Here is a 21,092-nt window from a genome sequence, read left to right on the forward strand (position 1 = left end):
AGCCGGGGCGGGGCGTGATTCTCCTGCCGCGGCGGGAGCTTTGGGAGCGGTTGCGGGTGCTTCGGTCTTGGAAGCGGCCGCAGCCGGGAAGGCGTTGCGGAGTTTCCGCACGACGGGGGCCTCAATGGTGGAAGAGGCGGAGCGAACGAATTCGCCCAGTTCCTGCAGTTTGGTTACTGCATCTTTGGAAGTAATACCGAGCTCTTTAGCAAGCTCATGTACGCGGACCTTGGCCACATTTCTCCTGTCTCGGTCCGCACCGAGCCAGGCACGAACCGTCTACTTCTTACTGCGGACCTCCGCCGCGAGTGCAGCTGAAAGGTCCATTGCAGAGCGCAACAAAGTTGTCATCGTTGCGCACTCATCGCTGGGAACTCATCGGGTTTCCATCAGTTTTCTGACCCGCTTTCAGGTTGGACGGTTGTTGCTGCAGCCGCCGGGGCGTCCGCAACTAGCGTTCCTGCCGTTATCCGGCGTTCGACGGCGGCGGTTCCGGTCGCGCCGTTAAGGGCCCTTCCGAACGCACGCCGCTTGACCGCCAGGGCCAGGCACGCTTCGCTGGGGTGCAGCCATGCACCCCTGCCAGCCATCCGGCGTCGTTCATCCACAGCGACGGCGGATGATCCGCCGGCGTCGGAGACGAGCCGGAGTAACTCAGACCGCGACCCTTTTTTCCGGCATCCGATGCAGGTACGTTGCGGCTGATTCCCGAGGTGTTGCACTGCTGCCACTGTCGAGTATCTTCCTGCCTGTACTTATCTGCCTGCCCGGGGGCCAGCTGCTGCCATCGGGCAGAAACGTGGGCACACACAGACACACTGATGCCGGCTGCTAGGCGCGGTCATGTTCTATTCTAGCCCCTTGGGGGCCAATGACCCGAAACTGCCCGCCGCCATGGCAGGCAGTTCGGGTGCCGGTTCAGCCTGGGCCGAACTGCGAAAACGTTCTTCTAGCCGCGCGGCGCCGCGGCGTCAGAAACGATGTCGATCCGCCAGCCCGTCAGCTTGGCGGCGAGGCGGGCGTTCTGGCCCTCCTTGCCGATGGCCAGCGACAGCTGGTAGTCCGGCACCACGACGCGGGCGGAGCGGGTGGTTTCGTCGGTGATGGTGACGGAATTCACACGCGACGGTGACAGGGCGCTGGCGATGAACGTTGCCGGATCCTCGCTGAAGTCGACGATGTCGATCTTTTCGTCATTCAGCTCGGTCATGACTGCCCGGACGCGGGAACCCATTTCGCCGATGCAGGCGCCCTTGGCATTGATGCCGGGGGTGTTGGCCTTAACTGCGATCTTGGTGCGGTGTCCGGCCTCACGGGCCAGGGCAACGATCTCCACCGAGTGGTCGGCGATCTCCGGAACCTCGAGTTCGAAGAGCTTCCGCACGAGGCCCGGGTGGGAACGGGACAGCGTGATGGACGGGCCCTTGGTGCCGCGGTGGACGTCAATGACGAAGGCACGGAGTCGGTTTCCGTGGATGTACTTCTCCCCCGGAACCTGCTCGGGCGGCGGAAGCAGAGCCTCGACCGTTCCAAGGTTGACCTGGATCATGTGCGGGTTGTTGCCCTGCTGGATCAGCCCGGCCACGAGCTCTCCTTCGCGGCCCTTGAACTCGCCCAGGACGTTGTCGTCCTCGACGTCGCGCAGGCGCTGGAGGATGATCTGGCGGGCGGTACTTGCCGCGATGCGGCCGAAGCCCGCAGGAGTGTCCTCGAACTCGCCGATGGGCATGCCGTCGTCATCGATCTCGGTGGCCCAGATGGTCACGTGGCCGCTCTTGCGGTCGAGTTCAGCGCGGGCCTTCTCGAAGGCCCCGGGAGACTTGTGGTAGGCAACCAGCAGTGCCTGCTCGATCGTGGGGATGAGGAGATCCAGCGGGATTTCGCGCTCACGCTCCAGGAGTCTCAGTGCGCTCATGTCAATATCCATCAGGCCTCCTCAGAAGGTCCATTGTGCTCATTTTCCAGACCGGCCTCGTCGAGGTGGCTGAACTCAATTTCGACTTTTCCGCTGCGGATCTTGTCGAAAGGAAGTTTTACGGGATCGCCTTGCTTCGGCTTCATGCCCTTTTTCACGGCAATTTCGGGGACCAGGGTCACGCCGGAGTCGTCCACTGACTGGATCCTGCCCGTGACGTTTTCGCCCTGGATGACGTTGACGTTCACCATCCGGCCGCGGGCGCGGTGCCAGTGCCGGGGCTCTGTCAGGGGACGCCCCACGCCGGGCGACGAAACTTCAAGGTCGTACGGGCGGCTGTCCGTGCTGGGATCGTTGTCCAGGATGTCGGAGAGTTCCCTGGAGATGTCTGCAATGACGTCCAGGCTGACCCCGCCCGTTTCTTCCTGCGGCAGGTCCACCACTACGTGGACAACGCGGTTGGAGCCTGCGATGTTGATGGCAACATCCTCCAAGTACAGCCTGTGTGCCTGGACCGCGGGCTCAAGCAAAGACCGGAGGCGTTCAGCCTCGGGATTGTGGACAGCCGCGGGCTCAGACTTTCCCGCGTCGGTCCGGTCTGATGAAGTCGTGGCTTCTGCATTGCTCACGATGCCGGCCGCCTCCCGATAGATGATGTTGTGAGTACTAGCGTAGCCATTTTCCGGCCGCCTTGGTGCACGGAGTTCCCTGCGGCCGTGACAACATGGTCTGTTGTGAAAGACGACACCAGGGAAAGAAGCCGGCCGGCCAGCTATTTCCGGTTCGCCCTGGCCGCCTTCACCGCGTTCCTGGTCCTCAGCCTCGGATTTGCCCTGATTCCACGGGAAGCCCAGCGCCCGGCCGCACCCCCTTTTTCCGAGCAGGCACGGGCCTCCGCCCTGGCTGAAACCATGCGGTTGCGGGCAGTCAGCTTGCAGCTCGCGGTGGACGCTTCCGGCGCCCAGCGCCAGATTTATTCGCGGACTGTGACTTTGCTGACTACCCAGGCCCGCGCACTGATTCTGCCCTCCGACGAGGCCACCGCCGCCGCTTCCGCCGCGCCTTCGGCGTCTGGATCCGGAACTGCAGCTGCGGCTGCCGCGGCGCCCGCGACAGTCCCCGCACTGGTGGCCGGGCTCTCTGCCAGTGGGCGGAAGCGCCTCACCCATGCGGAAACGGCCGACGGCGGGATGGCCCGCCTTTTGTCCGCGGTCGGCACCGCACAGCTGCTCCAGGCGGCGGCTCTTGCCCAGGCCTCCGGAACGCCAGCGCCTGCACTTCCTGCCGCGCCCGCTCGGTTGGCCAATTCCACGGTCACGTGCCCGGGCCCAGGCCCAGGTGACAGTGCGCCGGGTTCGCCAGGTACGGCCTCTGCGGAATTGGGGACGGCCTCCGGGGCGCCGGCCGCCACCTCGGCGCCGGCCCCAGGCGCCGCGCCAGTGTCCGGCCCCGCGACGGCGTCCGGCGCAGCGAGCCTGACGGCTGCGCTGCAAAGGACTGTCCGCACCGAGGTAGAGACCGTCTACGGCTACCAGGTTGCGCTCACTCGACTCGCTGGCCAGGCGACACAACGGGCCAAGGTCCTGTTGACCAGCCACGAGGCACGCGCGGACGAAGCAGAGACGCACAGCCGCCTGCACTGTGCCCAGATCCCGCCCCGGGAGCCGGGCTACACGCTCGATGCCTCCTTCCTGAAAAACCCCGCCGCCGGACTGGCCAGCCTGGAAGCGGGAACGCTCCCTGTCTACGGCGATCTCGTCGCACTGAGTGAAGGCCCCACCAGAAAATGGGCCATTGCCTCGCTCCTTGCGGCCACGCAGAGTTCCATCGGCTGGGGGTCCGATCCCGGCCCCGTACCCGGCCTCGTGCTGGACACCTCCCAGCTCCCCGTGCTGCCGGAAGCTGCGCCCTCGCCGCATGCGGACCTGTCCTCACCTCCTTAATATCCGGCTGGACTCTGGCAGCGGGGACGCCCTGGTGGTTTGCTGGAGAGATGGAGTCAGCGGACGTTGCAGGATTGCCCCACGACGGACACCACCAAAGCGAGCCCCACAACAACGACATTGTCCACCGGCTGAACTGGCTTCGCGCCGGTGTCCTCGGCGCGAACGACGGCATCGTGTCGGTCGCCGCGATTGTGGTGGGCGTAGCCGGTGCGACCAGCGAGCACGGCCCCATTCTTGCGGCCGGTGCCGCGGGGCTGGTGGGCGGCGCGGTGTCCATGGCGCTTGGCGAATACGTATCTGTCAGCAGCCAAAGCGACAGCCAGAAGGCGCTGATCGAAAAGGAGCGCCGGGAGCTTGCCGAAGAGCCCGAGGAAGAGCTGCTCGAACTGGCGGCCATCTACCGGAGCAAGGGCCTCAGTGAGGAAACGGCGCAGAACGTCGCCCGGGAGCTCACCGCACATGATGCGCTGGCAGCGCACCTGTCCGCGGAACTGAATATCGATGAACAGGACATTGTGAGCCCGTGGCACGCAGCGTTTGCCTCGGCCATAGCATTCACCCTGGGCGCGATCCTGCCGATGCTCGCCATCCTGCTGCCGCCCGAAAACATCCGCGTTGCCGTGACCTTCGGCGCCGTACTGGTGGCTCTGGCCCTGACCGGCGCCCTCGGAGCCTGGATCGGCGGCGGATCCAGAATGCGCGCCGCTGTGCGCGTGGTGGTGGGCGGCGGACTTGCCCTGGCGGCGACATTCGCCCTGGGCAACCTGCTCGGAGCCAGCGGGATCGTCTAGCGCAATTCCAGGGCTGCGACAGCCCGGTCAACTACGCTGGAACCGATGAGCCAGCCACCAGCCGTTCCCGTTCCGCCCGATTTGGCGCGCCGCTACTCCAGCAGCAGTGCCGGCCGGGCATGGCTTGCTTCCCTCCCCGACCTGATCCGCAGCCGCATGGAGCAGTGGGAGCTCGACCTTGACCTTATGCCGGGAACGTTCCCATGGAGCGGCCACGGCGGGATTGTGGTGCCGGTGCTTGCGGGCGGAACACGTGCAGCCCTGAAGGTTGCCTTCCCCCACGACGAGGCGGTCGTGGAACGGCATGCCCTGGCCCTGTGGAACGGGCGGGGGGCCGTCCGCCTGCTCGCTTCCGATGCAGGAACCTGCTCCATGCTGCTGGAGCGCCTGGACTCCGGCCGGTCGCTCCAGACCCAGCCCATGGACGTCGCCGCCGAGGTGTGGGGCGGGCTCATGCGGGAACTGAGCCTCGTTCCGGACGGTCAGCCGCAATGGCGGGAGTTTCTGCACGTGGCCGCCCGGGCCGAGCAATGGAGCGACGATCTGCCGGCCGAGTGGGAGCAGCTGGGAAAGCCTTTTCCCCGTTGGCTCCTTGAGGCTGCGCTGGAGGTGTGCCAGACCAGGGGTGCCGTGGGCCGCCGCTCAGGAGCCGACGTGCTGGTCAACACCGACTTCCACTTCCTCAACATCCTGGCCCGCCCCGGCGCCACGGAGAAGCCTGGACACCGTAATTTCGCGGCCATCGATCCGCAGCCGATGGTGGGCGAGGCTGAGTTCGCGGTGGCCCCCGTGCTGTGGAACCGGATGGCTGACCTGCCCGCCGCGGATCCCGCGGCAGGCCTGCGGGCACGATGCCGCGATTTCAGCAGGGCGGCCGGGCTTGACGACGAAGCAGCCCGGCAGTGGAGCCTCGCGCGGGAGGTCGACAACGCCCTCCACTACGCCTCGAAGCGGGACCACGGCGGAGATCTGGCCCGGTCGCTGTGGGTTGCCAGCACGCTGGCGGGACGCACCCTGGACGGGCTCCCGGACCCGCGAACGCTGCCTGAACCCGGGCGGGCAGCCGGGCGGACGACTCCGGCATAAGGGCCTTCGGCCTGGCGGTCAGCGGGCGCCGGTCCGGACGCCTTCGAGGGCAGTCCGGACCGCCTCGGCTGCCGTGGTAACGTCGGCGGCGTCGGTGGTCCAGTTACTGACGGAGATCCGCAGCACGTCCCTGCCGTGCCAGCGCGAACCGGACATCCACACCGTGCCGTCGGCTATGAGCCTCGCCGCCACCTCACGGGTGGTGGCGTCGTCACCGAAAGCGACGGAAATCTGCGTATAGCCGACGTCGTTCAGCACTTCCACGCCGTCAAGCACCGCAAGCTTTTCCGCGAGCCGGGCCGCGGAGGCCGCGAGGCGGCGGATCTGTTCGGCCACGCCATCCCGGCCGAGTGACTTCAGCGCGGCCCACACCGGCACACCCCTGGCCCTGCGCGAAAGTTCCGGAACCTTCTGGCTGGGATCACCCGCACCATCCGCATCCTGGATGAGGTAGCTCGCGTTCAGCCCCATGGCGCTGCGCAGGGCCTGCGCGTCCTTGACGACGGCGACGCCGCAGTCGTACGGGACATTGAGGCTCTTGTGGGCATCGGTGGCCCACGAGTCGGCCCGTCCGAGCCCTGCCGTCAGCCCGGCGAACTCGGGGACGGCTGCCGCCCAAAGTCCGAATGCCCCGTCCACGTGCACCCACGCGCGGTGTGCCTTGGACACTGCGATCGCCGCGGCGAAGGGGTCGAAGGCGCCCGAGTGCAGGTTGCCGGCCTGCAGGCACACCAGCACCGGAGCCGGGCCCGAGCTCAGCGCACGGTCAAGGGCACAGTCCAGCTCCGCGGCATCGATGCGCCCCTGGTCGTCGGACGCCACCACGGTGGGACTGCCCAGGCCCAGGTAGCGCAGGGCGAGGTCGATCGTCTCGTGCCGCTCCTCCCCCACGATGCAGTGGATCCGCGGCGCGCCGAAGAGCCCATCGCGGTCCAGGTTCCAGCCGGCGTCTTTGAGCAGCCGCCAGCGTGCGGCCGCCAGACCCGTGAAGTTGGCCATGGTGGCTCCGGTGACGAAGCCGACGTCGGAGTCCTCCGGCAGGCCCAGCAACTGCAGCAGCCAGCCGCCTGCTGCTTCCTCGATGGCCGCCATGGCGGGGGTGGCATAGCGGAGGACCGCGTTTTGGTCCCATGAGCTGACAAGCCAGTCCGCCGCCATGGCGGCCGGCAGGGTGCCACCGATGACCCAGCCGAAGAAGCGGCCCGACGGCATGGCCATGAGCCCGGGTTCCGCATGGCTGGCGAGGTAGTCCACCACGTCCGCCGGAGGCATGCCGGACTGCGGCAGCTCGCCGCCGAATGCTGCGGCCAACTCCCGGGCCGCCTGCCGCGGACCCACGGGGCGGGTCGGCTGGCTTGCGAGCCACTGGGTGGCATGGCGCACGGCCGCCGCAAGGGCTTCCTTGTAGGGCTCCGCACCCGCTGACATAGATGCATGCTACGCCGACCCCGGGGGTTGTTACGAGGGGGATCCCACCAGATTCTGTCGGGCCGGGAACTCCCGGTCAAGCGAAGGGTCAGGCAAAGTTTTCCTGCCACACGTCGAAGCCGAGTTTGATGATCAGGGCGCCCACCACCGCGAGGAAGACGAGGCGCACGAACCGGCTCCCCTGTTTCACCGCCGTGCGCGCCCCCAAATAGCCGCCGGCCATGTTTGCCAGACCCAGCACCAGGCCGACCCCCCAGAGCAGGGAGCCGTGCGGCAGGAAGAACAACAGCGCACCGGCGTTCGTGGCCAGGTTGACGATCTTCGCCTTGGCGCTTGCCTCAAGGAACGCGTATCCCATCGCCGAGACCAGTGCGATCACCAGGAACGAGCCCGTGCCCGGGCCGATCAATCCGTCATAGAAGCCGATCACGGCACCGATGGTGCAGGCCACCACATAGTGGGTGCCGCCGTCGTGCCTGAGGACCGTCAGGTGCCCGGCGTCGGGTTTGAGGGCAGTGAAAAGCGCGACGGCAACCAGCGCCACTACGATGATCGGCTTGAACACCTCGGCCGGCAGCCGGGCAGCCAGCAAGGCCCCGCCGAAGCTGCCGGCCAGCGCAATGGCCGCCATGGGCAGCGCAGTCCTCAGGTCAGGCCGGACCCGGCCGTAGTAGGTGACGGCGCTGGTGCTGGTGCCGAAGATGGAACCCATCTTGTTGGTGGCGAGGGCCTGCACCGGGGTGATCCCCGGAACGAGCAGCAGCGCAGGAAGCTGCAGCAGCCCGCCGCCGCCCACCACCGCGTCCACCCAGCCGGCAGCGAAGCCGGCCACCACTATCAGGATCACAGTGGCGAGCTGGATCGATTCGAAACCCGAGACCACCTTGGCGGCTGCGGGCAGTCAGTTGTTGCGGACGGCGTTGACCACGAAGTCAACAGCCTTGTCCACTGCAACGTTTTCGGCCTCACCGCTGCGGCGGTCCTTGATCTCTACGACGCCGTCCACAAGTCCCTTGCCGACGGCGAGGATGGTGGGCACGCCAATGAGCTCAGCGTCGCCGAACTTGACGCCCGGGGAGACCTTGGGGCGGTCATCGTAAATAACCTCGAGGCCGGCGGCCTCGAGTTCCGAGGCGAGCTGCTCCGCCGCGGCGAAGATCTCCTCGCCGCGACCCACGGCCACGACATGGACGTCGGCCGGAGCCACTGCCCGCGGCCAGACCAGGCCCCGGGCATCATGGTTGGATTCCGCGAGGGCAGCCACGGCACGGGTCACGCCCACGCCGTAGGAACCCATGGTCACCACCACCTGCTTGCCATTCTGATCCAGGACCTTCAGCTCAAGCGCTTCCGCGTACTTGCGGCCGAGCTGGAAAATGTGCCCCATCTCGATGCCACGGGCGGTCTCAAGCGGGCCCGAGCCGTCCGGGGCTTCGTCGCCTGCCCGAACTTCGGTGCACTCAATCACACCGTCCCAGCCGAAGTCCCTGCCAGCCACGAGGCCGAACACGTGCTTGCCGGCCATGTTGGCACCGGTCACCCATGACGTGCCGCCGACGATGCGCGGGTCCACGAGGTAGAGGAGCCTGGATGCGCCCTCCGTGCCGAGCAGCGGCGTGTCCAGGGACATCCCCGGGCCAAGGTAGCCCCTGACGATGAGCGGGTTCTTGGCGAGGTCTTCTTCGCCCGCGGCCTCCACCGTAATTTCGCCGGCCACTGGCAGGAAAGCGCCGATGTTCGCCTCAACGCGCTTCAGGTCGACGCCACGGTCGCCGGGGACGCCGATGACCACGATCTGGCGCTCACCCGTCGGCAGCGTCACGGCGAGGACCACGTTCTTCAACGTGTCAGCGGCCGTCCAATCGCCGCCGTCGGCCTCGCTCCGGGGAGCGAGCTCGTTGGCAGCGGCCACGAGGGTGTCGATGGTCGGGGTATTCGGCGTGTCCCTTATGTCGGCCGCCGGAGCGTTGGTGAAGTCGATCTCGGCGGGAACCACGGTGGTCACGGCCTCCACGTTCGCTGCATAGCCGCCGGCGGAGCGCACGAACGTGTCTTCGCCGATCTCGGTGGGGTGCAGGAACTCCTCGCTCCGGGAACCGCCCATGGCACCTGCCGTGGCTGCCACCGGAACAACCTCGAGGCCAAGGCGCTCGAAGATCTTCAGGTAGGCGCCGCGGTGCGCGTTGTAGCTCGCGTCCAGGCCGGCGTCGTCGACGTCGAAGGAGTACGAATCCTTCATGATGAACTCGCGGCCGCGCAGCAGGCCGGCACGGGGACGTGCTTCGTCGCGGTACTTGTTCTGGATCTGGTAGATGCTCAGCGGAAGGTCCTTGTACGAGGAGTACAAATCCTTGACCAGCAGGGTGAACATCTCCTCATGGGTGGGAGCCAGCAGGTAGTCCCCGCCCTTGCGGTCCTTGAGCCGGAAGATGCCCTCGCCGTACTCGGTCCAGCGGTTCGTGGCCTCGTAGGGTTCCTTGGGGAGCAGGGCCGGGAAGTGGACTTCCTGGGCGCCGATGGCGGTCATCTCCTCGCGGATTACCTGTTCCACCCTGCGCAGCACGCTCAGCCCCAGGGGCAGCCACGTGTAGATACCCGGCGCGGCACGGCGGATGTATCCGGCGCGCACGAGCAGCCTGTGGCTGGCCACCTCGGCGTCGGCGGGATCTTCACGCAGCGTGCGCAGGAATAGCTTGGAGAGTCTAAGGACCACGGGTCAGTATCCGTTTCTGGGGGAAAGTGCTGATTGTCTGGGTACTAATCTACCGGCAAGGCGGCGCCGGGGCTTCCGCGCGCTCCGGCAACAGACGCTTCCCGGCGGGGGCTGCCGCAGAAGAGCCACGCCCCACAGCGGAAGCCCCTGGCCGTCTCCGGCTGGTCATCCCTGTGGCGGCGTGGCTCCGCGGCCGGTCATGCCGCCAATTCTCTGAGACCATCCGCGCCCGAAGGCACGGTCAGTTAGAACCTATGTGATGGCAGTCACCCATTTCAAGCCCGGGCTCAGAAAAAGCACCGGCCTCGGAAAAGCACCGGGCTCAGAAATGCACTGGCCTTAGAAAAGCACCGTGGCAAAAGTCCCGACCTGGCGGAAGCCTACTCGCTCGTAGGTGGCGCGGGCGCGGGAGTTGTAGTCGTTGACATAGAGGCTGGTGACCGGCGCCATTTTCTGGGCGAGCAGCACCACGGCAGCCATGTAGCCGGCGCTCAGGCCCAGTCCGCGGTAGCTGGGGTTCATCCACACGCCCTGCACCTGCGTCACTTCGGTGGTCACGGCGCCAAGCTCGGCTTTGAACACCACTTCGCCGTCGCTGAGGTGAACCAGGGAGTGCCCCTGTCGGATCAGTCCCGCGACCCGGCGGCTATAGAAGTCCCGGCCGCCCAGATACGGCGAATAGCCCACTTCCTCCTCGAACATCGCCGCGCAGGCCGGGAGAATGGTGTCGAAGTCAGCGTATTGGCCGAACCCCAGCTGCCAGTTGGGTTCTACGGCTGGCGGACCGGCAATGGTCATGAGGGGCTGGTCCGGGCGCACTTCGTGCGCCACATGTCCCAATTGCTCCAGGTGATTGTGCAAGGCAAGCACTGTGTGCGCCGGACCGAAGATGGACGCAAACCTCCGGCCGGAGCGGTGCGCCGCGGCAGCCACCGCCCCGGTGAGCGCGGGCGCGAGCTGGACCGGCACCAGGTTGGCGCCCGCCCAGCAGGCACCAACCAGCAAACCGTCGTCGAAAACGCCCAGAACACTGGCGCCCCCTGGAGTCGGGGCGGCCGTGCCCGTAGATTCCAGGTGCGCCAGGATGAAGACATTCGCCACGGGATCAGCAGCGGCCAACTCGCGCAGCCCGGCCGTATCCGCAGCACCCAGTGCCCGCACGGTCACACGGTCCGGAGCGGCTCCGTCTTTATGAGACGCTAACCACGGGGCCACCCTTGACAGCATCTTCGCCATCGGCCTCCCCCATCTCTTCCGCGATACGCATGGCCTCTTCGATCAGTGTCTCAACAATCTGGCTCTCAGGGACAGTCTTGATGACCTCACCCTTCACAAAAATCTGGCCCTTGCCGTTGCCGGACGCAACTCCCAGGTCAGCTTCGCGTGCTTCGCCCGGTCCGTTGACCACGCAGCCCATGACAGCTACGCGCAGCGGGATTTCCATGCCTTCAAGTCCGGCGGTCACCTGTTCGGCCAGGGTGTAGACGTCCACCTGGGCACGGCCGCAGGACGGGCATGACACAATTTCCAGCTTGCGCGGACGCAGGTTCAAGGACTGCAGAATCTGGTTGCCCACCTTGATCTCCTCGACCGGCGGGGCGGACAGGGAGACACGGATGGTGTCGCCGATGCCGCGCGAGAGCAGGGCCCCAAAGGCCGTGGCCGACTTGATGGTGCCCTGGAACGCGGGGCCCGCCTCGGTCACGCCAAGGTGCAGCGGCCAGTCCCCCTTCTCGGCGAGCATCTCGTACGCCGCCACCATGATGACCGGGTCGTTGTGCTTGACCGAGATCTTGAAGTCGTGGAAACCGTGCTCCTCGAACAGGGACGCTTCCCAGACCGCGGACTCAACCAGGGCTTCCGGGGTGGCTTTGCCGTACTTCTTCAGGATGCCCGGCTCCAGGGATCCGGCGTTGACACCGATGCGGATGGAAGTGCCGTGATCCTTGGCTGCCTTGGCGATTTCCTTGATCTGGTCATCGAACTTCCGGATGTTGCCGGGGTTGACGCGCACGGCGGCGCAGCCGGCTTCGATGGCCGCAAAGACGTACTTCGGCTGGAAGTGGATGTCGGCGATGACCGGTATCTGGGACTTCCTGGCGATGATCGGGAGGGCCTCGGCGTCATCCGCGGAGGGACAGGCGACCCGGACGATGTCGCAGCCGGACGCCGTCAGCTCGGCGATCTGCTGCAGGGTGGCGTTGATGTCCGTGGTGGGCGTGGTGGTCATCGACTGCACACTGACGGGCGAATCGGACCCGACGCCCACCGAGCCGACTTTGATCTGCCGTGTCTTGCGGCGGGGAGCAAGGACGGGGGGCGGTGCGGATGGCATTCCCAGGCTGACCGAGGTCACGTGGACTCCTTGTATCGAAGAAAATTAGCGGGAAGGGCTAGGCGTGGTCGGCCAGGAGGCCGGTCACCGGAGCCCATTCCGTGGTGCGTGTGCCGGAGATGACGCCGGCGGCGGCGAAGGGGTCCTGCTTGAGGATGTCGTTCAGCGCGTTCTCGTCGGCGGCTTTGAAGATGAGCAGGGCACCGGCGCCGTCACCGTAAGGGCCGCTCGCGAGGAGCACGCCCTCCTCGGCCAGCCCTGCGGTCCATTCGCGGTGCGACGGGCGGGTGGCGGCACGGACATCCGCGGACTCGGCATCGTATACGTACTCAACAGCGAAAACAGTCATACAGATACCCTATCCCGCGGCCGCCCTACCCGAGGAGCACCACCTTCGTAAAGGCCGCGACACCCGCTGCCCAGAGCATGGAGGTGAGGGTCCCGATGATGAAGCGCTCCGCGGCCACGGGGGTCTCCTTGAGTTCAGCGAAGCGCCCCAGGCCCTTGATGGCCACCACGTAGGCAATGGCCACGGGCTGACCCGTCAGGATGGCCAGGCAGACGGCCAGCCGCTCAAGCACTCCGATGATGGCTCCGCCGCGCAGGATCCGCGTTGCGGGCGGCTCCGGCGATGTTTCCCGGGTGACCGTAATGTCGCCGTCCACCGTGTTGCCGGCGCCCGTGCCTTTGGAATCTGCCGTGCTTTTGGAATCCACCGTGCTCTTGGAATCCGCGGCGTCCTGGGGATCCCCGGTGGTCCCGGAGTCCACGGTGACATCGGCCGAAGGATCGTCGGCGTTCTCTGCCGTGCCGGCGGTGGCATCCGCCTTGTCGTCGATAGTCCGGGCGAGCCTGAACACCAGTGCAGTCACAGGCCAGCCCACGAACCCTGCGGCCACCAGGGCCAGTGTGATCCAGAGTGCGTTCACCGTTCTCCTCGGTTGGGTGCTTCCGGGCCGGACGCGTCAAGGATCAGCCCATGGGCGGTGGCCAGCAGCATTTCAACCGCCGGTCTCGCCGCCCATTCTTCCTGCCATCCGGACCTGATGATGGCCCGGCTCACCGACTGTTCGCTGATTCCCAGTTCCTGGGCAACCTGCTTTTGCTGTCCGTGGCGACCGGGATCGCGTCCGTTTCTGGCCCGGAGCGCGTCTACCACCCGCCACTGGGCCTCAGTCCGTTCCCTGATGAGCCTCCCCACGAGGCGCAAAACAGCTTCTGCATTGGCGCACGCCCTGACTCCGTCTTCCGCATCGCCCGCGGCCGCCGTACCGCGCCGGACACCGCCCGACACCACCGCCACCGGAACGTGGCTGGCGGCAGCCTTGGCACGGTCCACGGCCTGTCGTGCCGCCACGAAGGCGGCCCCCGATCCCTCCCGGGGACTGACCGGCTGCGGCTCATTCACTGGGCCGATGCCGATCCCCACATACCAGCGGCCGCTGCGGAGCGCGTGGATGGCCACCTCCACCACGTCGGCCGGCATGTCGAGGACGCCCTGGATCTCATCCCCCACTGAACGTTCAAAGCGGCCCCGGGAAAGCCGCCGCAGTCCGTCCAGCAGCTCGGGCACCCGGTCAATATCGGTGCGGCTGCCCCGCTGGTCGATTGTCATGACGTACATTGCTCAACCGTAAGCGGCATATCGCTCAATATCAATCACTTCAGACTGATTATGATAAATCATCCAAAATCGGCTGATTACTCGATATCAGCTGTTTGGGGTTATCCGAAGAGATTTACCGGTTTCACGATGTCCGCATAAATCAGCAGCGCACCCATCCCCATCAGCAGGGCTGCCACGACGTAGGTCACGGGAAGCAGCTTGGCAATGTCGAAGGCACCCGGGTCGGGCTTGCCGAAGAGCTTTGCAACGCGCCGCCGGGCCGCTTCATACAGAGCCCCAGCCACATGGCCGCCGTCGAGCGGCAGCAACGGCACCAAGTTGAACACCGCAAGCGCGAAGTTCAGGCCCGCCAGCAGGCCCACCAGGGCGGCGAGCCTGGACTGCACCGGCACGTCTTCCATTGCGGCAACTTCGCCGGCCACCCGGCCCACACCAACCACACTGATGGGACCGTTCGGGTCCCGCGGCTCTTCGCTGAAGGCGGCTTTCGCCACTCCGGCAACACGGGCAGGAAGATTGAGGATGACGCCGGCAACCTGCCGGATGTTCTCCCCCGCCATGGGCAGGACGGACGACGCCGGTTGGGCAACGAGCGCTGTCTGCGCACCAATGCCGAGGAAGCCGACGTCCTGGTACCGGAGTTTGCCCTGGGAGTCCTTCGCCTGCCGGCCGTCTTCGCCGATGACCGGCCGCGCCGACAGCACGGGCGTGACGGTCGTGGTCACCGGTGCGCCGTTCCGCTCCACGGTGATGCTGACTTTGCGTCCCGCGGACGCGCGGATCCAGCCGGTGAGCTCATCCCAGCCGGTGACGGCTTTGCCGTCAAAGGACGTGATGACGTCGTTCGGCTTGATACCGGCGGAGGCGGCAGGCGTCAGCTTGCAGGCGGCGGAGTTCGGATCGACGGTCTCCCCCGCCTTGACCTGGCACTTCGAGACGTCGGCGATGGTCGTCGTCGGCGTGGCGACACCAAACCCCATGAGCAGCACGGCGGTGAGCACGACGCCGATCAGCAGGTTCATCGCGGGTCCGCCCAGCATCACGATGATCTTTTTCCACACCGGAAGCCGGTAGAACACGCGGTTTTCGTCCCCGGGCCCCACCTCTTCGTGGGCCATGGACCGGGCTTCGGTGGCGAGCGTCTGGAACATCCCGGTGCTGGAGGGACGCACCGAGCCGTCGACCTTGTTGGGCGGGTACATGCCGATCATCGACACATAGCCGCCCAGCGGAAGGGCCTTGAAACCGTATTCCGTCTCGCCCTTTTTGGTGGACCAGACAGTGGGGCCAAAGCCGATCATGTACTTGGTGACGCGCACCTTGAACAGCTTGGCGGGAAGCAGGTGCCCCACCTCGTGCAGGGCAATGGACACCGCGATGCCGACGGCAACGAAGACGACACCGAGGATGAAGAGGATAACGGGACTCATGCTTTCGATCTGCTGCTTCCTAGAGACTGCTCACTGCTAAACGTTCGTGGGCGCGGGCTCGTGCCCACTTTTCAGCATCCAGCACGGACTCGACCGTTAACCGGGAGGAACCCGGGTGTTCGCTGAGGACCGCTTCGATGGTATCCACAATGTCCGTGAACCGGATGCGGCCCTCATGGAAGGCCACCACAGCCTCCTCGTTGGCTGCGTTGAATACAGCCGGATAAGTGCTCCCCTGCTTGGCGGCGTCCTTGGCAAGCCCGACGGCCGGGAAGGCGCTCACATCGAGCGGCTCGAAGGTCCAGCTGGTGGCCTGCGTCCAGTCGCAGGGCGTGGCCGCCTGCGGAACACGGTCAGGCCAACCCAGACCGAGCGCGATGGGCAGGCGCATGTCCGGCGGCGAGGCCTGGGCGATGATGGAGCCGTCCACGAACTGCACCATGGAATGGACCACTGACTGCGGGTGGACCACGACGTCGATCCGGTCCAGCGGGATGTCGAACAGCAGGTGCGCCTCGATCACTTCCAATCCCTTGTTGACCAGGCTGGCGGAGTTGGTGGTGACCATCAGGCCCATGTCCCAGGTGGGGTGGGCCAAAGCTTCTTCCGGGGTGACGTCCGCCAGCTGCTCACGGGTGCGGCCGCGGAACGGGCCGCCGGACGCCGTCAGGATGAGCTTGTCCACCTCGGCGGCAGAGCCGGAGCGCAGGCACTGGGCAATGGCGGAGTGTTCGGAGTCCACCGGCACGATCTGGCCCTCCCCGGCGGCGGCTTTGACGAGGGAGCCGCCCACAATCAGCGACTCCTTGTTGGCCAGCGCGAGTGTTGCTCCGGCCTCGAGGGCGGCAAGCGTGGGCGCCAGGCCGATGGAGCCGGTGATGCCGTTGAGCACCACATCCGCTTCCACGGCGGCGATCCTTGTGGAGGCGTCCGGGCCGGCGATGATCTCCGGACGGTACCGCGCGAGCCCGGCCGCCCGGGCGGCGTCATCGATCAGGTCCTGCAGGCGGCGGGGATCGCCGGAGGCGACGCCCACCGCGCGCGCCCTCGTATGCACGGCCTGCCGTGCGAGGAGTTCCAGGTTGCCGCCGCCGGCGCTGAGCGCCACGACCTCGAAAAGGTGCGGGGCGCCGTCGACGACGTCAATTGCCTGGGTGCCGATCGAACCGGTGGATCCGAGAAGGACGATTCTGCGCGGCTGGCCCGTTGCTGGTCGGCTGGCTGAACGGCTGGCGCCCGAAGTCTGCATGACTTAAGTATCCCGCACAGCGGACGCCTGCCGCATGCCGCGACGTGGCAGGAGGCTAGCCCAATGCCATCTCCACCACGCCCTTGGCCATCGTGGACACAGCTCCGGCGTAGGCGATCGCCACAACAATCCTGCGGACGACCCCGGGCCGGACTCTGCCGGAGAGGAGGTCGCCGGCCACGATCCCCAAGACCATTGCGGCCAGGATGCCCAGCCAGTGCCAGCCTTCCAGGGCCGGAAGGTGGCCCCCGGAAAACAGGTATTTGCTCAGCAGCGAGGACAGCCCGGTCGTCACAAAGTACGGCTGCAGGGTGGCTCCGAAGCTCTTCTGCTCCCAGCGCGTCACGATGGCGTAGGCCGTAATGGCCGGGCCTCCCACTCCCGCCGCCGCGTTCATGAGTCCGCTGGTAAATCCCAGCGAGACCATCGGAACCGGGCCCGAGACCCGCCAGTCGCTGCGGTTCAGCCGCTGAGAAGCCAACAGCCCCAGGATCAACAGGGCTCCGATGCAGACCTCCAGCGGCGCCTCCGGGGCGTGGCTGGCCAGCCAGGCGCCGGGCACTACGCCGGTCAGCGCCGAAGCCGCGAGGCCAAGGTAGCGCCGCCAGCTGACGTGCCGCCACACCCTGGACAGGATCAGCAGTGACGAGGCCGCGCCGCAGAGGTTGATGATCATCACGCCGTCGAACGGACCCAGGAGCACCACGAGGACCGGCGAGACCAGGAGCCCGAAGCCCAGGCCGGCAAGCCGTTGCGCCAAGGCCCCCGCAACGACCGCGATGAGCACCAGTGCAAACATGTTCCGATCCTAATGCCGCGACTGGTTGTCCCCGTCGGGCACTCCTCAACGATCGAGAGTGCCGCCGCCCGGAAGTGCCTTGACGCCCTCCGCGGCGGGCGTAACGTGGAAGGGTGGACTGGGCCTCCTGGTTCGACGCGCGGGACTTCGAATTCGCCCGGCAGGTGCTGCAGCGTGGCATCGCCGCGCTCTACTTCGTTGCGTTCCTTTCGTCCCTAAACCAGTTCCCTGCGTTGCTCGGCGAGCGCGGACTCCTGCCCGTACCCGACTATCTGGAGGGGTTCAGCAGGCTGCGGAGGCCCACGCTGTTCCGCTGGCGCTACTCCGACCGGCTGCTGCGTTCGGTGTGCTGCACGGGACTGGCCGTTGCAGCCACCCTGGTTGCCGGGCTTCCGCAGCTGGGGCCGCCGTGGCTGCCGCTGATCGCCTTCCTTGCGCTGTGGCTGCTGTACATGTCGATCGTCAACGTGGGACAAACGTTTTACGGCTTCGGCTGGGAGATGCTGCTCCTTGAGGCCGGGTTCACGGTGGCCTTTCTCGGCTCCGACCAGACGGATCCGCCCCGGACCATCCTGATCCTCGTGGCCTGGCTGGTGTTCCGGCTGGAATTCGGCGCGGGCATGATCAAGATCCGCGGCGGCCGGGAGTGGCGCGACCTCACGGCGCTGTACTACCACCATGAGACGCAGCCCATGCCGGGACCGCTTAGCCGGCAGGCGCATCTCCTGCCCCGGCCGTTCCACCGGCTGGAGGTGGTGGGCAACCACTTCGCCCAGCTTGTGGTGCCTTTCTTCCTCTTCGCCCCGCAGCCGGTCGCGAGTATCGCGGCCGGCATCATCATCTTTACGCAGCTGTGGCTCGTGGCCAGCGGCAACTTCGCGTGGCTGAACTGGATCGCCATAGTGCTGGCCTTCGCGGCAGTCAGCGATCCCGTGGCGCATGCGGTGCTGCCGGTGATTCCGCTGGACCGGCACACGGCTGGTGACGGCCGGCAAACGCCGCTGTGGTGGCTCGTCATCACCCTCGCACTGACACTATTGCTCGCGGCCCTCAGCTACTGGCCCGTCCGCAACCTGTTTTCGCGCCACCAGCTGATGAACGCCAGTTTCAACCGCTGGCAGCTGGTGAACACCTACGGCGCGTTCGGCACGGTGACGAAGCAACGGATTGAGGTGGCTGTCGAGGGCACCATGGAGGAGGAGCCCGACTCGGAGGACTGGCGGGAGTACGGCTTCAAGGGCAAACCCGGCGATGTCCGCAGGTTGCCGCGCCAGTGGGCCCCTTACCACCTGCGGCTCGACTGGCTCATGTGGTTCCTTCCCCTGCGCACCGTGCACGAGGAATGGTTCTACACCTTCCTGGCCAAGCTGCTGGAGGCCGACCATGCGGTGCTGCGCCTGCTGCGCAATGATCCGTTCGACGGCGAACGCCCGCGCTGGGTGCGCGCCCGCACCTACCTGTACCGCTTCTCCAACCGGGCCGAGTTCCGCGAGACCGGCCAGCGCTGGATCCGGACTCCGCTGTATGAAGCCATCCCGCCGCTCTCCCTAAGGCACGCTCCGGGACGGCGGCAGTAAGGAACGGCTCCTGCTGGGGCTCCCGCTAGGCAGAGACCCCGGCCCGCCGAATCGTGGACTGGGCGTGCTTGAGGATGGGCCCGTCGATCATCTTGCCCTTGAACTGGAACACCCCGGTTCCTGCCGTACGTGCAGCCTCCAGCAGCTCCCGGGCGGCGGCGACGTCCTCGTCGGCCGGTGCGTAGGCCGCTCGGACCGCAGCGACCTGGTTCGGATGGATGCAGGCCTTTGAGCTGAAGCCGGACGCCGCGGCGTCCCGGGCCTCCTCGGTCAGCCCCTCGAGATCCGGGATGTTGACGTAGACCGCGTCCACTGTTTCCTTGCCGAAGGCCCCTGCCGCGAGCAGCACCGATGACCGGGCATGCAGCGCAACGGCGCGGTAGCCGCCGTCGTCCTTCCTGCTGGACGTCCCGCCGAGGGACGCGAGGAGGTCCTCTGCCCCCCACATCAGCGCCACCACGTTGGGTGCGGCGGCAATGGCCGGCGCGTTCACGATCCCGGCGGCCGTTTCGCACAGCGCGATTACGTGGAAGCCCTCGAGGGCCCGCAGCTGCTCCGCGCTTTCGGTCTTGGCCATCATCACCGTCCGGTATGGCGTGTGCGCCAGGCAATGGAGGTCCTTCTCGAAGTCCTCCGTGCCGGCCGGGTTGATCCGGATGATGGTCCGGCTGGGGTCGAGCTCCGGCCCTTCGCCGGAACTGCCGAGCTGGGCCAGGATCGCCCCCCGGGCCCGTTGCTTGTCCGGCGCCGCCACCGCGTCCTCGAGGTCAATGATGACGGCATCGGAGCGCTCGGCGGCCTTCTGGAAGCGTTCGGGGCGGTCAGCAGGGCAGAACAGCAGGGCGGGGCCCATCACGAAAGTCATACAGTCATTGTCCGATTATTTTTCCTTCTGCGCTTCCGTCTCCGCCTTCAGGTGTGCCTCCCGGGTCCACATCAGGCAGCTGCGTGTCGCCAAGGCAACCACCGCGCCGTCCTGGTTGCGGCCGGTGTGCTTCATGGTGACGATCCCCTGGCCCGGGCGCGATCCGGAGAGCCGCTTTCCGGTGATGACGGTCTCGGTGTACAAAGTGTCGCCGTGGTAGAGCGGGCCGGGGAAGGACACATCGGTCAGGCCAAGCTGCGCGATGATGGTCCCCTGCGTGAGTTGGGTGACGGACTGCCCAACGACGGTAGCCAGGGTGAACATCGAGTTCACCAGCCGCTGGCCGAACGGCTGCCCCGCGCTCCACGCCGCGTCAAGGTGCAGTCCCTGCGTGTTCATGGTCATGGTGGTGAACAGGACGTTGTCGGTCTCGGTGACCGTCCGGCCCGGCCGGTGGGCGTAGACCACTCCTTCTTCCAATTCGTCGAAGTAGAGGCCCCGCTGTTCAACAACGCGGGGGCTGACGCTGGTGGAGCCGGTCGAATCCCCGTCGGCCTTCTGTTCCTGGCGGCCCGCCGTCATACAGTCAGTTCCTGGTCTTCTTCGAACAGCTCGGCGCCGGTGGCCGCAGCCACATCGTCCACAGACACGTTGGGAGCCAGCTCGCGCAGGACCAGCCTGGATGACCTGCCGTCGGCGACCACGTCAATCACGGCGAGGTCCGTGATGATCCGGTCCACGCAGGCCTGGCCCGTGAGCGGCAGCGTGCACCGCTCCACGATCTTGGGTTTGCCGTTGCGGTCCAGGTGCTCCATCATCACGATCACCTTTTTGGCGCCGAAGACCAGGTCCATGGCGCCGCCCATGCCCTTGACCATCTTGCCCGGGATCATCCAGTTGGCCAGATCGCCGTTGGCGGCGACCTCCATGGCGCCGAGCACTGCCACGTCCACGTGCCCACCGCGGATCATGCCGAACGACAGCGAGGAGTCAAAGAAGGCTGCCCCCTTGTTGACGGTGACGGTTTCCTTGCCGGCATTGATCAGGTCGGGGTCGACCTCGTCCTCGCCTGGATAGGGGCCGACGCCCAGGATGCCGTTCTCCGAATGCAGGACCACCTCCACACCGGCGGGGATGTAGTTGGGGATCAGCGTGGGCATCCCGATGCCAAGGTTGACGTACTGCCCATTCGTGAGCTCCTGCGCCACCCGCGCAGCGAGCTCGTTCCGTGTCCAGCCCTTGCCTTCCGGGTGCGACGTTGCGGCACGCCGGTATTCGTGGCGGACGGCCTCGGGACGGGGCGGCGCCCCCTGTGAGCTGATCGACTCCAT

The 21,092-nt window shown here is 66.6% G+C and carries 22 protein-coding genes; 4 read left to right on the forward strand and 18 right to left on the reverse strand.

The features are described 5' to 3' along the window. The 4 genes from LQ144_RS19580 to rimP form a co-directional block, all read right to left on the reverse strand. Nucleotides 1-237: translation initiation factor IF-2 N-terminal domain-containing protein (locus LQ144_RS19580; RefSeq protein WP_230120572.1), on the reverse strand; the 237-nt coding region annotated here is incomplete at its 3' end. Nucleotides 238-389: 152 nt separating this feature from the next. Then, on the reverse strand, nt 390-731 hold the full coding sequence (locus LQ144_RS19585; protein WP_354962172.1) for a YlxR family protein: 342 nt from the start codon (nt 729-731) through the stop codon (nt 390-392). 218 nt (nt 732-949) lie between these two features. Beyond that, complete coding sequence (gene nusA, locus LQ144_RS19590; protein WP_230120574.1) at nt 950-1,927, reverse strand: transcription termination factor NusA; 978 nt, start codon at nt 1,925-1,927, stop codon at nt 950-952. Next, nucleotides 1,927-2,544: a ribosome maturation factor RimP gene (gene rimP / locus LQ144_RS19595; protein ID WP_230120576.1), complete on the reverse strand. Its 618-nt coding sequence runs from the start codon at nt 2,542-2,544 to the stop codon at nt 1,927-1,929. Before rimP ends, nusA begins: the two co-directional genes overlap by 1 nt. 87 nt (nt 2,545-2,631) lie before the next feature. Between rimP and LQ144_RS19600 the strand changes: the two genes are divergently transcribed. The 3 genes from LQ144_RS19600 to LQ144_RS19610 are packed head-to-tail and all read left to right on the forward strand — an operon-like array spanning nt 2,632 to nt 5,738. Then, nucleotides 2,632-3,858, forward strand: a complete 1,227-nt coding sequence (locus LQ144_RS19600) for a ferritin-like domain-containing protein (protein WP_230120578.1) — start codon at nt 2,632-2,634, stop codon at nt 3,856-3,858. A gap of 50 nt (nt 3,859-3,908) precedes the next feature. After that, on the forward strand, nt 3,909-4,652 hold the full coding sequence (locus LQ144_RS19605; protein ID WP_230120580.1) for a VIT family protein: 744 nt from the start codon (nt 3,909-3,911) through the stop codon (nt 4,650-4,652). A 45-nt stretch (nt 4,653-4,697) separates the two neighbouring features. Then, on the forward strand, nt 4,698-5,738 hold the full coding sequence (locus LQ144_RS19610; RefSeq protein WP_230120582.1) for an aminoglycoside phosphotransferase family protein: 1,041 nt from the start codon (nt 4,698-4,700) through the stop codon (nt 5,736-5,738). 18 nt (nt 5,739-5,756) lie between these two features. Here the strand turns inward: LQ144_RS19610 and LQ144_RS19615 are convergent, their stop codons facing one another. The 11 genes from LQ144_RS19615 to LQ144_RS19665 form a co-directional block, all read right to left on the reverse strand. Next, entirely contained in the window at nt 5,757-7,166 is a 1,410-nt protein-coding gene (locus LQ144_RS19615) for a pyridoxal-dependent decarboxylase (protein WP_230120584.1), read from the reverse strand. 88 nt (nt 7,167-7,254) lie between these two features. Further along, nucleotides 7,255-8,049 (reverse strand): TSUP family transporter, encoded by a 795-nt coding sequence (locus LQ144_RS19620; RefSeq protein WP_230120586.1) that lies wholly within the window; start codon nt 8,047-8,049, stop codon nt 7,255-7,257. Between the two features lie 18 nt (nt 8,050-8,067). Next, entirely contained in the window at nt 8,068-9,879 is a 1,812-nt protein-coding gene (locus tag LQ144_RS19625) for a proline--tRNA ligase (RefSeq protein WP_230120588.1), read from the reverse strand. A gap of 339 nt (nt 9,880-10,218) precedes the next feature. Next, entirely contained in the window at nt 10,219-11,106 is an 888-nt protein-coding gene (locus LQ144_RS19630) for a GNAT family N-acetyltransferase (RefSeq protein ID WP_230120618.1), read from the reverse strand. Continuing rightward, nucleotides 11,069-12,235 (reverse strand): flavodoxin-dependent (E)-4-hydroxy-3-methylbut-2-enyl-diphosphate synthase, encoded by a 1,167-nt coding sequence (gene ispG / locus LQ144_RS19635; RefSeq protein ID WP_230120589.1) that lies wholly within the window; start codon nt 12,233-12,235, stop codon nt 11,069-11,071. Before ispG ends, LQ144_RS19630 begins: the two co-directional genes overlap by 38 nt. Before the next feature lie 37 nt (nt 12,236-12,272). Further along, nucleotides 12,273-12,563 carry a YciI family protein gene (locus LQ144_RS19640; RefSeq protein WP_230120591.1) on the reverse strand — a complete coding sequence of 97 codons (291 nt, stop codon included), beginning with the start codon at nt 12,561-12,563 and terminating at the stop codon, nt 12,273-12,275. A gap of 25 nt (nt 12,564-12,588) precedes the next feature. Next, nucleotides 12,589-13,143 carry a hypothetical protein gene (locus LQ144_RS19645; protein ID WP_230120593.1) on the reverse strand — a complete coding sequence of 185 codons (555 nt, stop codon included), beginning with the start codon at nt 13,141-13,143 and terminating at the stop codon, nt 12,589-12,591. After that, nucleotides 13,140-13,838, reverse strand: coding sequence for a MarR family transcriptional regulator (locus LQ144_RS19650; protein ID WP_230120595.1), 699 nt, complete (start codon nt 13,836-13,838; stop codon nt 13,140-13,142). The genes LQ144_RS19645 and LQ144_RS19650 overlap by 4 nt, the downstream gene beginning before the upstream one ends. Nucleotides 13,839-13,939: 101 nt before the next feature. Then, nucleotides 13,940-15,271, reverse strand: coding sequence for a site-2 protease family protein (locus LQ144_RS19655; protein ID WP_230120597.1), 1,332 nt, complete (start codon nt 15,269-15,271; stop codon nt 13,940-13,942). Nucleotides 15,272-15,290: 19 nt separating this feature from the next. Beyond that, on the reverse strand, nt 15,291-16,520 hold the full coding sequence (gene dxr / locus LQ144_RS19660) for a 1-deoxy-D-xylulose-5-phosphate reductoisomerase (RefSeq protein ID WP_230120599.1): 1,230 nt from the start codon (nt 16,518-16,520) through the stop codon (nt 15,291-15,293). Nucleotides 16,521-16,575: 55 nt separating this feature from the next. Continuing rightward, entirely contained in the window at nt 16,576-17,319 is a 744-nt protein-coding gene (locus LQ144_RS19665; protein WP_230120600.1) for a sulfite exporter TauE/SafE family protein, read from the reverse strand. Nucleotides 17,320-17,432: 113 nt separating this feature from the next. Between LQ144_RS19665 and LQ144_RS19670 the strand changes: the two genes are divergently transcribed. Then, the gene (locus tag LQ144_RS19670) at nt 17,433-18,896 is read left to right on the forward strand and encodes a lipase maturation factor family protein (RefSeq protein ID WP_230120602.1); all 1,464 of its coding nucleotides are present in this window, start codon (nt 17,433-17,435) and stop codon (nt 18,894-18,896) included. Nucleotides 18,897-18,921: 25 nt separating this feature from the next. Here LQ144_RS19670 and LQ144_RS19675 read toward each other — a convergent pair whose 3' ends face one another. Genes LQ144_RS19675 through LQ144_RS19685 form a run of 3 tightly spaced genes read right to left on the reverse strand, consistent with a single transcriptional unit; the run spans nt 18,922 to nt 21,092 of the window. Beyond that, entirely contained in the window at nt 18,922-19,761 is an 840-nt protein-coding gene (locus LQ144_RS19675) for a CoA ester lyase (protein ID WP_230120604.1), read from the reverse strand. A gap of 15 nt (nt 19,762-19,776) precedes the next feature. Continuing rightward, the gene (locus LQ144_RS19680) at nt 19,777-20,343 is read right to left on the reverse strand and encodes a MaoC family dehydratase (protein ID WP_230120606.1); all 567 of its coding nucleotides are present in this window, start codon (nt 20,341-20,343) and stop codon (nt 19,777-19,779) included. Continuing rightward, nucleotides 20,340-21,092 (reverse strand): CoA transferase subunit B, encoded by a 753-nt coding sequence (locus LQ144_RS19685; RefSeq protein WP_230120608.1) that lies wholly within the window; start codon nt 21,090-21,092, stop codon nt 20,340-20,342. The genes LQ144_RS19680 and LQ144_RS19685 overlap by 4 nt, the downstream gene beginning before the upstream one ends.

The sequence above is a fragment of the Arthrobacter sp. Bi83 genome (genome assembly GCF_918698095.1).
Classification (GTDB): Bacteria; Actinomycetota; Actinomycetes; order Actinomycetales; family Micrococcaceae; genus Arthrobacter.